Origin of the sequence: Bradyrhizobium sp. 26S5, assembly GCF_036923295.1 — a bacterium.
Lineage (GTDB): Bacteria > Pseudomonadota > Alphaproteobacteria > Rhizobiales > Xanthobacteraceae > Bradyrhizobium > Bradyrhizobium septentrionale.
This window is the reverse complement of sequence record NZ_CP145948.1, coordinates 5216849-5230854: the sequence shown is the minus strand read 5'-3', so window position 1 is coordinate 5230854 and position 14006 is coordinate 5216849. Positions and strand designations below refer to the sequence as shown.

The 14006-nt window shown below is 64.8% G+C and carries 10 protein-coding genes and 1 pseudogene; 7 read left to right on the top strand and 4 right to left on the bottom strand.

Translation table 11 applies throughout. The features are described 5' to 3' along the window. Positions 1–11: 11 nt before the first annotated feature. Together V5279_RS24295 and V5279_RS24290 are read right to left on the bottom strand one after the other, a co-directional pair. Positions 12–674, bottom strand: coding sequence for a response regulator transcription factor (locus tag V5279_RS24295; RefSeq protein ID WP_338688624.1), 663 nt, complete (start codon positions 672–674; stop codon positions 12–14). Further along, entirely contained in the window at positions 671–2104 is a 1434-nt protein-coding gene (locus tag V5279_RS24290; protein WP_338688622.1) for a sensor histidine kinase, read from the bottom strand. Before V5279_RS24290 ends, V5279_RS24295 begins: the two co-directional genes overlap by 4 nt. Positions 2105–2340: 236 nt before the next feature. Between V5279_RS24290 and V5279_RS24285 the strand changes: the two genes are divergently transcribed. Continuing rightward, a complete protein-coding gene (locus V5279_RS24285) occupies positions 2341–3267 on the top strand; it encodes a DUF3280 domain-containing protein (protein WP_166295137.1) in 927 nt (308 codons plus the stop codon). Positions 3268–3373: 106 nt separating this feature from the next. Beyond that, the gene (locus V5279_RS24280; protein ID WP_166295139.1) at positions 3374–4285 is read left to right on the top strand and encodes an amino acid ABC transporter substrate-binding protein; all 912 of its coding nucleotides are present in this window, start codon (positions 3374–3376) and stop codon (positions 4283–4285) included. A gap of 56 nt (positions 4286–4341) precedes the next feature. Here V5279_RS24280 and V5279_RS24275 read toward each other — a convergent pair whose 3' ends face one another. Further along, positions 4342–5565, bottom strand: coding sequence for an ABC transporter substrate-binding protein (locus tag V5279_RS24275; RefSeq protein ID WP_166295141.1), 1224 nt, complete (start codon positions 5563–5565; stop codon positions 4342–4344). Between the two features lie 287 nt (positions 5566–5852). Between V5279_RS24275 and V5279_RS24270 the strand changes: the two genes are divergently transcribed. The 4 genes from V5279_RS24270 (at position 5853) to V5279_RS24255 (ending at position 10287) form a co-directional block, all read left to right on the top strand. Beyond that, the gene (locus V5279_RS24270) at positions 5853–6872 is read left to right on the top strand and encodes an ABC transporter substrate-binding protein (protein ID WP_338688616.1); all 1020 of its coding nucleotides are present in this window, start codon (positions 5853–5855) and stop codon (positions 6870–6872) included. A 367-nt stretch (positions 6873–7239) separates the two neighbouring features. Continuing rightward, positions 7240–7389, top strand: coding sequence for a hypothetical protein (locus V5279_RS24265; RefSeq protein WP_166295143.1), 150 nt, complete (start codon positions 7240–7242; stop codon positions 7387–7389). A gap of 167 nt (positions 7390–7556) precedes the next feature. Next, positions 7557–8744: an NADH:flavin oxidoreductase/NADH oxidase gene (locus V5279_RS24260; protein ID WP_338688613.1), complete on the top strand. Its 1188-nt coding sequence runs from the start codon at positions 7557–7559 to the stop codon at positions 8742–8744. Between the two features lie 184 nt (positions 8745–8928). Next, positions 8929–10287: a S41 family peptidase gene (locus V5279_RS24255; RefSeq protein WP_166295147.1), complete on the top strand. Its 1359-nt coding sequence runs from the start codon at positions 8929–8931 to the stop codon at positions 10285–10287. Positions 10288–10409: 122 nt separating this feature from the next. On the opposite strand, the pseudogene V5279_RS24250 reads toward V5279_RS24255, so the two are convergent. Next, positions 10410–13143, bottom strand: a pseudogene (locus V5279_RS24250) (bifunctional diguanylate cyclase/phosphodiesterase). Positions 13144–13826: 683 nt separating this feature from the next. On the opposite strand from V5279_RS24250, the gene V5279_RS24245 reads away from it, so the two are divergent. After that, positions 13827–13991, top strand: coding sequence for a Flp family type IVb pilin (locus tag V5279_RS24245; protein ID WP_166205334.1), 165 nt, complete (start codon positions 13827–13829; stop codon positions 13989–13991). Positions 13992–14006 lie beyond the last annotated feature (15 nt).

The window sequence follows — 14006 nt, the reverse complement described above, 5'->3', positions numbered from 1 at the left end:
CCGCCGCAGGCTCAGCGTTCACCGAGATCGATCTGCGTCAGGATGCCTTGTCGCAGCGCGAGGCGGACCAGCTCGATATCGGTGCCGACGCCGAGCTTGTCCTTGATCAGGGAATGCAGGTTCGCGACCGTCTTGGGGCTGACGTGCAGCGCCGCGGCGATCTCGTCGGTGGTCTTTTCCGCGAGCAGCATGCGCATCACCTCGAACTCCCGCGCGGTCAGCAGGTCGGCGGCTGCGGTCTCACCGGCGAGGTGGCTGAGCGCAAGCTCGTGGTCGATATCCGGGCTGATTGCGATCTTGCCCGACAGCGCGTCCATCACGGCGTGCACCAGCGTCTCCGGCGGGCTGGTCTTGGTGACATAGCCGCTGGCGCCGGCGCGGATCGCCTGCACGGCAAAGGCCGCGTTCTGGTGCATGGTGAACACCAGGATCTTTGCACGCTTGTCCCACTGCCTGAGGCGCCGGATCGCCTCGATGCCGCCGATGCCGGGCATCGACAGGTCCATGATCACGAGGTCGGGCTCGGTCTCCTTGTAGAGGCGGTAGGCATCGACGCCGTCGGAGGCTTCGGCGACGACGGAGAGGCCCGGCTGCTTCTGCAGCATCGACCGGTAGCCCTCGCGAACGACGGCGTGGTCGTCGACCAGCATGATGGTTCGCACCGGATTGCTCATGCCGCTCGCTCCACGGGTGCGGCCTCCCGGTTGGCAATGACGGGAACGATGACGCGGAGCGCAGAGCCGTTGGGCTGTCCGGCCTCGAAGCTCAGCCGCCCGCCGAGCGCGGCGACCCGCTCGCGCATGCCGAGCAGGCCCATGCCGGACTTGAACTGGGGGAGATCGCCTTGGGGAGTCCCTTGGGGATCGCCGGGCCGGCCATCATCGTCGATCGCGAGCGTGATTTCGCTGTCGCCGCTAGGCGCCGCTTCGTGCATCTGAAGCCGCAGCATCACGCGCGTGGCGCCGGCGTGCTTGGCCGCGTTGGTGAGCGCCTCCTGCACGATGCGGTAGAGATTGGCGCTGACGGAGGAGGCAAGGCGCTCGAACGATCCCGAGATGGCGATTTCGAACCGCGGCTGTCCCCGGCTGCGGCCGTTCCAGCCGGCGATCAGGCCTTCCAGGCTCGCCGCAAGTCCGAGTTCGTCGACATCGGGCGGCCGCAGCCTGAAGAGGGCGCCGCGCAACGTCTCCATCATGTCGGTCGCGGTCCGCGCGATGCCGTCGCATTCGGCGAGCAGGGCTGGGCAATCCTGGGCCGCGGTCTGGCGCGCCGAGGCGGCCAGCGCTCGGATGGCGGCCAGCGACTGCCCGAACTCGTCATGCAGCTCGCGCGCGAGATGCCGGCGCTCCTCGTCCTGCACCAGGATCAGTTTTTGCGTCAGCGCGTTGCGGTCGGAGAGCGCGGCGGCGAGGCGTTCGGCGAGCTGGTTGAAGACGTCGCCGATCGCCGACAGTTCGGCGAGATCGAACGGCGGCAGCCGCGTGGCGAGGTCGCCTGCGGCGATCCGCTCGAGCCCGTCGCGGATCAATAGCGTCGGACGCAGCGCGCGCGACAGCGCCGCATAGACCAGGGCGCAGAGCAACGGCAGCGCGATCATGAACACCGCCATCAGCCGGCCGGCATCGTGCCAGGCTTCGGCGGTCGGCACCGCCGGATCGACCCAGGCCACAGCCTCGCCGATCGCGTTGCCGCGCGACACCACCGGGCGCACGGCCTCGCGGCCGGGATCGAACAGGCGGCGATAGAGCGCCGCAAAGGCCAGCGGCGGCGCCGCCGTGTCGGTCTGCGCGCCGCCGCAGAAGCGCTGGCTGATCTCGCCGCTATGGCTGCGAAATGCGAGGCAGAGCCCCGGCGTCATGACCGTGGCGGCAATGCTGTCGAGATCGGGAAATTCGGCGCGCGGATTGTTCAGCCACTGGATCTTGCTCTGCTGCAGCTCGAGCGTCCTGGCGGCGACATCGGCAACGGCAGCGATCCTGGCGCGCGCCGCGCGGTCGGAGTCGATCAGGAAGTAGCCTGAGATGGCGGCAAAGCACAGCGTCGACACGGCGGCCACGCGCAAGGTCAGCCGCAGCTTCAGATCGCTTCCGGACCAAATCCACATCGCCGCATCCTCGTGTCGCAGACGGCCCTCGGCGCCCGGTGGCGGGCAGGGCCGTCACGCACATTAAACGGCAGAACGGGAGCGTCGAGAAGCGCCGCCTTGGGTGTTCTTTGGCTGTGGACCATCGTCGTGAAATTTTCCCGGCACCGGCCGGGAGCCGCTCCGCTGCGGCGTAGAGGCCAGCCGGCCTAGGCTGCGACCGACCCGCCGCACCAGCACCCGAAAGGCCCGGATAAATGCGCCAGTCCCGTCTCGCTCTGCACGCCCTTGCCCTGATCGGCCTGCTCGCCGGAAGCTGTCCTCTGCGCGCCGAGACCGGCCCAGCGGCTGCGTCCCCGCTCAGCGTCAGCATCGACGATTTCAGCTATGTCGACACCTCGGGCGAGGTCATCGATCAGACCGCTGCGCACCAGCGGCGGCTCGATGCGTTGATGCGGAGGCTGCGCGCCGATGTCGCCGCGGAGCCGCGCTATCGCCTGGTTTCGGCCACGGACGAGGCGCGGATCAAGGTTATCGGCGGCGTGCAGAAGACGAGCACGCTGGTGCAGTGGGCCAAGGTCGCCGTCATCGATGCCGGCGCGACCCGTGTGCTGTACGAAAGGCTCTACACGTTTCGTGGCGACAATGACGAGGCGTGGGACCACGCGGCGATGTTCTTGTCGCGCGAGGTGCGTGGCGCCCTTGCGGCCGCGCTGCCGCCAGAAGCGACCGCCACTGCTGCGCCAATCGGGCTTGCGGTGTTCGAGTTCGAGCTCGAGGACACCACCGCGGCACCGGCGTCTGGCCTTGCCGGCTCCGATGCAGCCTATCTGGCCGATGTGACCAGGGGCGTGCGTGACCGGCTTGCGCAGTCGGGCCGCTACCGCTTGGTCGATACCGGCGGCGTGACCGCGGAGCCTGTCAAGGCGCGTGCGCTGCGCGATTGCGACGGCTGCGAGGCCGCGATTGCGCAGAAGCTCGGCGCGGATCAAGCGCTGATCGGCGTGATCAGGCGGGTCAGCCGGACCGAATACACGCTCGGCTTCCAGCTGCGCGACGCCCGCAGCGGCACGGTCCTCTCACGCGGCGACAGCGGCCTGCGGATGGGCGCCGATTATTCCTGGACCCGCGGCGCGGTCCGTCTGGTCGGCGACCGGCTGCTCGAGGGCGGGGCGCAGCGATAGTCAGTCGGACCATCGCAAAGCGCGATAACTGCTAGACACATCGTCATCTACCTCCGGGCCTGTGCGTGGGCTATTACCGCCATTGATCCCCGCACAGGAGCCGCCGATGCGTTTGCCCGCCGTCCTTTTCGCTCTCATGTTCGCCGCGAGCCCCGTGGCCGCCGAAGAGCTGTCGGGCACGTTGCAGAAGATCAAGGAGACCAGGAAGGTCACGCTCGGCTTTCAGGAGGCCTCCGTTCCCTTCAGCTATCTCGACGACAATCAGCGGCCGATCGGCTTTGCGCTCGATATCTGCCTCAAGATCGTCGATGCCGTGAAGAAGGAGCTCGGCATGCCGGATATCGCGGTCGACTATCTCCCGGTGACCTCGTCGAACCGCATCCCGCTGATGGTCAACGGCACGATCGACCTGCACTGTTCGGCGACCACCAACAGCGCGGAGCGCCAGAAGCAGGTGACCTTCACCAACTCGCACTTCCTGAGCGCGACGCGCTTTGCCGCCAAGAAATCGGCCGGTATCAACACGATCGACGAGCTCAAAGGCAAGTCGGTCACCGCCGTTGCAGGCTCGGTGAACCTCACCCAGCTCATCAAGGTCAATACCGAGCGCAAGCTCGGCATCACCGTTCTCCCGGCCAAGGATCAGGCCGAAGCGTTTTTGATGCTGGAGACCGATCGCGCCCAGGCCTACGCGCTCGACGACGTCCAGCTCGCCGTGGCGATCGCGCGGTCGAAGCAGCCGGCGCTCTACATGATCAGCGAGGAGGCCTTCTCGAAGGCCGAGCCGTTCGGGATCATGCTGCGCCGGGAGGACGCGCCGTTCAAAGCACTGGCCGACCGCGCGACGGCGGAGCTCTACGCGAGCCCGGAGATCGAGGTCATGTACAAGAGGTGGCTGGAGCAGCCGACCCCGCCGAACGGCATCAACTACAACGTCCCGATCTCGCCGGCGCTGCGCAATGCGTTTGCCCATCCGAGCTCGAGTTTCGATCCTGATGTGTACGAGGTTGCGAAGTAGCTTGGACCAGCGGGTTACGCGAACGCGCGGAATGGAAAACTCCGCGCCATGCGTCGCTATTTCCCGGTCGAATCGACGAACGCCGTATCGAGCACATCGCCGATCGACTGCCAGCTGCGGCCATCGAATTGAAACAGCCGCAATTGCTTGACGGGCCGGAAGTCCGATTGACCGGTGTTGATCTTGATGCCGGGGAGCAGCGCGGACGCCTGATAATCCCTGAGCGCGGCGGCCTGCTTCATGACGTTTTCCCGCGACAGGTCGTTGCCGCATTGCGTGAGCACCTGGACCAGCGTTTCGGCGGCGGCATAGCCATAGACGGCGGCAGCGTCATCCTTGCCGCCGGCTTTCGCATACTTCTCGATGAAGCTGCGCCAGGCGCCGCTGCCGAGCTCGTCCTTCCAGGCCGGATCGCTCGCATCCTTCAGGAAGGCGGCGGTGATGACGCCGGTGGCGTTCTCCGTGCCGGCCGGTTTGAGCACCGTCTCGATCGATGCTGCCATCTGGTTGACGATGAACACTGGCCGCCAGCCGTGTTCGGCGGCGGCCCGGATCACCTTGGCGGCATTCTCCGGCACCCCGGCAAACACGAAGATCTCGGCCCCCGATCGCTTCAGGACCGACACGTGGCCGTCGAGATGCTGATCGTCGACATCATAGGCGATGTCGACCCTGATGTTATGGGCGACATCACCCAGTCCTTGCTCCAACCCCTTGAACAGATCCCGCCCGAACTGGTCGTTCTGCCAGAGCGCCACGATCTTCTTCCCGGGATAGAAAGCCTGGATGTAATTGGCGTAGATGCGCCCCTCCTCGCGGTAGGAGGGCTGCCAGCCCATGGTCCACGGATAGACCGACGGGTCGCTCAGCTGCTGGTCGCCGGAGGCAACGAAGAGTTGCGGGACCTGCCGTTCGTTGAGGTACTTCCGCACGGCCAGGTTCCCCGGCGTTCCGAACGAACCGAACATCAGGAGCACATTGTCGGTCTCGACGAGAATGCGCGTGAGGTCCATGGCGTTGGAAGGATCGGACAGATCGTCGTAGGACATGAAGCGGATCTTGCGGCCGCCGATTCCGCCGCGCTCGTTGATAACATCGAAATAGGCGGCTTCCGCCTTGCCGATCTGGCCGAAAATTTCCAGCGTGCCGCTATAGGGCATCACATTGCCGATCCGGATTTCGGTGTCGGAAACGCCCTGGTCGCGCAGTTGCTGCGTGATGGCGCCGAGCGACGCCAGCGCGACGGCGCCGGCCAGCAGAGTTCGGATCAAAATACCCATGGGAAGAGCTCGCGCGAGGGCAGCCACCGCTCCCTAGATTCCGTTCCTTCCGCACCTGTCCATTGACCTAGATCAACAAGATGGCACGGACAGGGCGGCGGCGGATATCACTTTCGCTGATCCGGGTCAGGTTTTGCGGCGCCGAAAAGCAGTTTGCCGCGCAGGGACCGCAATCCTTGGAATGGTCTTTTGCAGTCGATGCGAAAAACGAAATAGCGTCTCATATACTTCGGCCGGTTTTCTCCTAAGCTTGCGACGTTGCAATCGCTGATCAGGAGCCCACGCCGGTGACCACGCCATTTTCTCTCGCTCGACGTTCCGCGCTCGGCGTGCTGGCCGGAAGCCTGATTGCGAGCACCTCTCGCGCGGAAAGCGGGGCGGGCGGAGGTCCCGATCTCGGCGGCGTGACGCTGCGGGTTGCCTATTACAAGGGCGGCTGGCGTCCGCTGCTGCAGGCGGCGGGCGAGGACAAGACGCCGTACAAGATCGAATGGAAGGAGCTCAACAACGGCGTGCTCCACATCGAGGCACTGAACGGCGATGCGCTCGATATCGGATCGGGCAGCGAGATTCCCGCGATGTTCGCTGCGCGCCAGAAAGCCAAGGTGCGCTTCATCGCCGTCACCCATGAGGATCTCAACATCCAGGTCACGGTCGCGGCAAGGGACGCGCCGATCCATTCCATTGCCGACCTCAAGGGAAAGCGCGTCGGCTACGTGCGCGCGACAACGGCGCATTACTTCCTCGCCAAGCAGCTTGAGGAAGCCGGGCTTTCCTTCGGCGATATCGAGGCCATCAACCTGACGCCGTCGGATGGTTATTCGGCGTTCGCCTCGGGCAAGCTCGATGCCTGGGCGATCTACGGCTATAACGGGCAGCTCGCGATCGCCAAGCAGGGCGCGCGCCTGCTCAAGACCGGCGTCGGTTATCTCTCCGGCAATTTCCCGATCTACGCCAATCCGAAGGCGGTCGACGATCCGCTGCGCCACGCCGCCGTGGCCGATTTCCTGCTGCGGATCCAGCGCGCCTATGCGTTCGCCAACAAGAATTTCCCCCTCTATGCGGCGGCGCAGGTGGCGGAGACCCATCTGCCGCTGCAGGACATTCTCGACCAGTTCGCCCGCCGCAGCGACGACTTCTCGCTCGCCGGCGTGACGCCCGACGTGCCGGAGACGCATCAGAAGGTCGCCGATACCTTCCTCAAGCTCGGCGTGCTCGACGCGCGCGCAGAGGTTGGACAATTCTGGGACACGAGCTTCAACGAGGTGATCGCCGCCGGCGCGGCCAGGCTTGCGAGATCATCCTGACGGCCGCAACGACATGGCCCATATGGGTGAGGCGGCAAGCGGGCAGGCGCCGCGTCACCGGCGTGCGGGTTCCCGGAAGGCGCTGTGCTCTCCGCCGACCGATTCCACTTCGCGTGGAACTCCGGTCATTTGCGACCCAGCGTGAAGGCCGCAGCTGTGGAGGTGGTGTTGCAGCACGGCCGCGGCCGGCTGTGCCGTGCTGCCATGCAGACTGAAAAGGTTGCGGGCCGCACCAAGACTGTATCATGATGACGTCGACCAACCCGACTCGAGGTCGGGACTGGTCGACGACGCCGGCCTCCAACACCTCCCGATTTCGCATGCAACCGATTTTCTTAGCTATGCCGATTGTTCTGCGGAGCTGAAATTGAATCACGACGCATTGGCCAAGCTGACCGTCACCATCATTGTCCTGGTCGCGCTGCTCGTGTGGCGGGTTGCCGACCAGAAGAAGCCGATCGAATGCGGGGCCAACTGCCCGACGGACGTGTCCGCGAACCGGAAAACCGCTCAGTAAAAATCAGACAGCTCCATTGATCTCGCCTCGATGCCGTGTGCGAAAAGGTCGGCAGCGTGCCCCTATCGGCCATTGCGTGGCGCTTGTATCGTCGGCGCCAAACACAAGACAAGATCGGCCAAAATATCGGCCCGGCGCGCCGGGTAACGACGCCAGATGAGGAAGCCATGTCGGACACGCTGCTGTTTTCGCCGATCACCATCCGCGGCGTCACGCTGAAGAACCGCATCGTGGTGCCGCCGATGCACCAATATTCCGCCGAGAAGGGCTTTCCGACCGACTGGCATCTGATGAATGCCGGCAAGTTTGCCGCCGGCGGCGCGGGTCTCGTGATCGTCGAATCGACCAAGGTCGAGCGGCGCGGCTGCGGCACGATCGGCGATCTCGGCATCTGGGACGACAAATTCATCGCGCCGCTCAGCCGGCTCGCAGGCTTCATCAAGCAGCAGAACGCGGTCGCCGGCATTCAGCTCGGCCATTCCGGCCGCAAGGCGCGTGCGAGCCGCCCGTGGGAGGGTGATCGCCAGCTGGAGCGCACCGCCGAGATCGAGGATTGGGACGCCTGGACGCCAGTGGCGCCGAGCGCGATTGCCCATAGCGAGCGCTGGCCGGTGCCGCGGGCGCTGGAAACGCATGAGGTGAAGGATCTCGTCGCAGCCTGGGGGCAGGCGGCGCGGCGCGCGCATGAGGCCGGTTTCGAGGTGCTGGAACTGCACGGCGCCCATGGCTATCTCGTGCATGAATTCCTCTCCGAGCGTTCCAACCAGCGCAGCGATCACTATGGCGGCTCGGAAGCCAACCGGATGCGCTTCCTGATCGAGGTGACGGAGGCCGTGCGCGCGCACTGGCCGGAGCACAAGCCTTTGTTCGTGCGGCTCTCGGTCGAGGACAATGCCGGCTCGGGGCCGGAGCAGAGCGCGCGGCTGGCTACGATTCTGAAAGCCGGGGGCGTCGATGTGATCGACTGCTCGTCGGGCGGAATCAGCGAGATGGCGCCGATTCTCGGCAAGGAGATCAAATACAACTACCAGGTGCCGCTGTCGGAATATGTCCGCGGGCATGCCGATATCATGACCATGGCGGTCGGCCTGATCATCCATGGTGACCAGGCTGAGCAGATTCTGCGTGACAAACAAGCAGATTTGATCGCGGTCGGCCGGGAAATCCTCAATAACCCCAACTGGCCGATGGACGCCGCGCAAAAACTCGGGGTTGAAGGGCCATTTCGCAATGTTCCCCCGCAGTTTGGCTATTGGTTGGGCACGCGGGCCAAGCGCGGATTCGGGACCCGGCCGTCGACCTGGCAGAACGGGTTGCGGGAGGCTGGGCCAGAGGCCGACCGGGAGCTGACTTGAGACCGGCTTTAGGGTGATTAAGTGCTGATTTGGAGCTGACCAAGGCAGCGTGACAGGACCGTAATGGTCTGGTGACAAGGCGGCCTTGATCCGACCAAAAAGCCGTTGTGTGGTGCCCCGGTCGGGGTGGGGCAGGCGAGCGTTGCGGAACGTTGCCGGCCGGTAGCGAAAAGGATCGCGGATAATGCGCAAACATGTTGGCTTCTTCCTCGGGACGGTTGCGGGTGCGTGCCTCACCCTGCTCGTGGCCTCGCCGCAGGGGGCGCATCTGTTCGCCGTCGCCAATGCCGCCGCGCATTCGGACACCAGCAACACCTATTCGCAGCTCAACCTGTTCGGCGAGGTGTTCGAGAAGATCAAGAGCGACTACGTCGAGAAGCCCGAGGACTCCAAGCTCGTCGAAGGGGCGATCAACGGCATGATCTCCTCGCTCGATCCGCACTCCCGCTACATGAACGAGAAGGGCTGGTCGGAGATGCAGGAGACCACGCATGGCGAGTTCGGGGGGCTCGGCATCGAGGTCACGATGGAGGACGGTTTCGTCAAGGTGGTGGCGCCCATCGACGACACGCCGGCCTCGCGCGCCGGCATCATGTCGGGCGACGTCATCACCACGATCGACGATGACCAGATCCAGGGCATGACGCTCGACCAGGCCGTCAACAAGATGAAGGGCGCGCCCAACAGCTCGATCCGGCTGAAGATCATCCGCAAGGACGCGGACAAGCCGATCGAGGTCTCGATCACCCGCGAGATCATCCGCGTCCGCCCGGTGAAGTATCACGTCGAGGGCGGCGACATCGGTTACATCAGGATCACCTCGTTCAACGAGCAGACCACCGAGGGCCTGCGCAAGGCAATCGCCGAGATCCAGAAGCAGGTCCCGCAGGACAAGCTCGCCGGCTATGTCGTCGACCTCCGCAACAATCCGGGCGGCCTGCTCGACCAGGCGGTGTCGGTGACCTCGACCCTGATGCAGCGCGGCGAGGTGGTCTCGACCCGCGGCCGCAATCCGGAAGAGACCCAGCGCTTCACCGCGCATGGCGGCGACATGACCAAGGGCAAGCCGCTGGTCGTGTTGATCAACGGCGGCTCGGCCTCAGCCTCCGAGATCGTCGCCGGCGCGCTGCACGACCACAAGCGCGCGACCCTGATCGGCACTCGCTCGTTCGGCAAGGGCTCGGTGCAAACCATCATTCCGCTCGGCACCGGCAACGGTGCGCTGGCGCTGACCACGGCGCGCTACTTCACGCCGTCGGGTCATTCGATCCAGGCGCTGGGCATCAAGCCCGACATCGAGGTGCTGCAGGACGTGCCCGACGAGTTCAAGACCCGCTCCGAGATCATCAGCGAGGCCAAGATGCGCGGCCATCTTGCAGCCGAGGGCGCCGAGCAGACCGGCTCGCAATCCTACGTGCCGCCGGACGAGAAGAACGACAAGGCGCTGGCCGCGGCCTTCAACCAGCTGCGCGGCGTCACCGTGAACGCCGACGCCAAGAACGCCGACACCAAGGCCACGCAGAAGCGGCCGGTGCCGAACTAGGCCGCTGACGTTTCCTCACGTCATGGCCGGGCTTGACCGGCCATCCACGCCTTCTTGATGTGATGGATGCCCGGGTCAAGCCCGGGCATGACGAGTCATGGGTAGTTCAGTGCTTCCGAAACTCAGGCCGTGCGAACGATCGGCCGGCGCCTGCCTGTTTGGCCAGCGCCCGCGGCAGGGCCCTGGCGGTGCCCGGCCAGCAGCTCGCGGATTTGCGCCGCCGGCTTCGGCGGGCTGAACAGATAGCCCTGCATTTCCGAGCAGCCGAGCTCACGCAGCAATTGCTGCTGCTGCGCGGTCTCGACGCCTTCCGCGGTCGTGGTCATGCTGCGCTCGGCGGCGATGTTGACGACGGCCTCGACGATGCCGGCCGATCCCTGCGGATCGGCGATATCGGTGACGAAGCAGCGGTCGATCTTGATCTTGTCGAACGGGAAGCGCTTCAGGTAGCTCAGCGACGAATAGCCGGTGCCGAAATCGTCGAGCGCGATCCGGATGCCGATGGCGCGGAGCTGGTGCAGCGCGGCCAGCGCGGTCTCGTCGTCGCGGATCAGCACGGCCTCGGTGATCTCGAGCTCCAGCCGGCCCGCCGACAGCCCCGACGCCGCGAGCGCCGCGATCACCTTGAGCGCCAGCGTGCCGCTGCGGAATTGCACCGGCGAGACGTTGACCGCGAGCCTGACATGATCGGGCCAGTTGACGGCCTCCTTGCAGGCCGTCAACAAAACCCATTCGCCGAGCTGGTTGATCAGGCCGGTCTCTTCCGCGATCGGCACGAAGTCGGCCGGCGAGATCATGCCGCGCTGCGGATGGCGCCAGCGCACCAGCGCCTCGCAGCCGGTGATCTCGTTGCTGCGCAGGTCGACGCAGGGCTGGTAATGCACTTCGAGCCCGTGGCCCGCGGCGATGGTCTGGCGCAATTCCATCTCGAGCTCGCGGCGGGCGCGGGCGTCGGCATCCATCGCCGGCTCGAAGAAGCGCGAGACGCGCCGGCCGGCCGACTTCGCCGCATACATCGCAAGGTCGGCGTTCTTCAGGATCTGATCGACATCGGTGCCGTCCTTCGGCGCCAGCGCGATGCCGATGCTGGCATCAGTGGTGACCTGGTGGCCGAGGCATTGATAGGGCAAGCGGATCGCCTCGTAAATGCGCGCAACGAGGTCTGTGACCTCGATCTCGTTCTTCACCCCGGTCTGCACGATCGCGAATTCGTCGCCGCCGAGCCGGGCGACGAAATCGCCGTCGCCGATCACGCCGCTCAGGGTCCTTGCAACGGACTTCAACAGTTCGTCGCCGACCATGTGGCCGAGCGAGTCGTTGATGCCCTTGAATTCGTCGATGTCGATATAGAGCACCAGCCAGCTGGCTGTCGGGCGCGACATGCGGCAGCTCGCGCTTGATCTCCTCGTGGAACAGCGCGCGGTTCGGCAGGTCGGTGAGAGCATCGTAGTGGGCAAGATGCGTGATGCGCTCCTCGGCGCGGCGGCGCTCGGTGACGTCCTCATGGGTCGCAAGCCAGCCGCCGTCGGCCAGCGGCTCGTTGACGACCTGGATCGAACGCCCGTCGGGCGTCGTGATCACCATGGTGTTGCGGACAGCGACGTCGCGCAGCACGATGTTGACGTAGCGTTCGACGTCGCCCTGGAACGAGCCGGTCTGGTGGCGATGCACGATGACGTCCCGGAAGCTGCAGCCGGGCTTGATGATGTCGGCCGACAGCCCGTACATCTCGACATAGCGCTTGTTGCAGATCACCAGGCGCTGCGCGGCGTCGAACAGCAACAGCCCCTGCGTCATGTTGTTGACGGCGGTGTCGAGCCGGAGCTTCTCCAGCGTCAGGCGCTGCTGCTGGGCGCGATGCTGCTGCACGAGCTTGCGCACCACCAGCGTCAGCAGGATCGCGATCGCCAGCACGGAAATGCTGGTCACCGCGATCAGGATGGCGATCTGCTCGCGCCAGTTGGCGAGCGCCGCTTCCGTCGTGGTGGTCGCGACGACGACGATCGGGAATTTGGTCAGCGCCCGCGACGATACCAGGCGGTCCTTGCCGTCGACCGGACTGGCCAACCGCGTGGTGCTCTGCGGCAGCTCGAACACCTGCTGCTGGTTGACCGGCCCGGTGCGGAAATTCTTCCCGATCAGCTCCTCGACATGGGGGTAGCGCGCCAGCAGCGTGCCGTCCCGATGGTGCATCGAGATCGCTGAACCTTCGCCGAGCGCAACCGTCGAGAAGAATTTCTCGAAGGTCGCCGGCTCGATGCCGCGGCCGACCACGCCGAGGAACTCGCCATGCGGCCCGGTGACCTTGCGGACGATGACGGTGGTCCAGAGCCCGCTGATACGGCTGATCACCGGTGCGACCTGCATGTCAGGCGAGTAGGGGCTCGATTTGAAGATCTGGAAGTAGCTGCGGTCGGCGATGCTGGCCTGCGGCAGCGGCCAGGCGCCCGAGCTGTTGATCAGCACGCCGTCGGCATCGAACACGTTGAGGCTGCCGACATTGGACAGCGCGTCCATCTTGGACTTGAGCATCGCATGGATGTCGGCGGCCGACATCCGCCGCCGGTAGTTCTCCGACGTCGCGATCCCGTTGTCGCGCATGAACGCGATCACGTCGCGCTGGACCACCTCGAGATCGTCGAGCTGCTGGTCGAAATGCCGTGCCAGCAGCAGCACGGTGTTCTCGAGCTCGCGTTCGCTGTTGTGCAAAGCGCGCTCGCGGAAATTCTCGGCCATCAGGGTCGCGCCGATCGCGATCGCGGCCATCAGCACGGCGCCGCCGAGGATCAGCCAGCGGATCGGACCGCGGCCGATCACCGAGGCGACGTTGAACGAGGCGCTGCCGTTTGGATTCATCTGACGCTATCGCTTCCAGGCGTTTCACCCGGAGGTAGGTTCAGTGCACCTCCGGCCCGCGAAAGTCGTACCGAAACGAGATGGAGTTGCGGTTAGCGAGGTTGGTTAACGAATGGTTACTGGAGGCGGCGAGAAGCCACGGCTCTCCGGGTGATCCGGAGCCGATCTGGAAGAGGCCACCAACCGAGGCGACCTTAGACCCCGAAAGAATGCCTCATCTGAATCGTCATGCGTTGGACAGCGTCGGTATATCGCCCCTGAGCAAACTTCTGATCCATTATGTAAAGAACAAAGACAATTCCTACGGCTATCAGCAATCCTTTCACCAAATCCTCCTCGTCGTCATCGCCCTGGCGATAACCGACGGAGGTTCTGAGTGTTCCGATTTGGGATTGCCGCGCGCGGCAGGCCTGCATCAGATCTTGCGATCGAACAAGGCGCGGAAATTGCCACCGATAATCGTCACGAAATCGATGCGTCGAGCTAATCGACGACGGGACAAAAAGTTCCCGAAGCGGAACTGCAGTTTTTGCCGCTCAGTGCGGCTACCCGGAATCCCTTGCCGAGTGTGAAGTCGATGTAATCGTCCGTTTACGATCTAAGTCCATGACGATGCTCAAACTGACCGTCGGCACGTAGTTTGCGTGTCGTTCCGCGAAGTTCAGTGCGTGAGGGGTGTCATCATGAAGAAGCTTGTTCGGAATTTTTGTGCCGATGAAACCGGCGCCACCGCGATCGAATACGGCTTGATCGCAACCGGCATTGCGATCGCCATCATTGCCGCGGTGAAGGGCGTCGGCACAAAACTCTCGGGCACCTTCAATTCGATCAGCGGCTCACTGAAGTAACCGAGCGCACCGGTA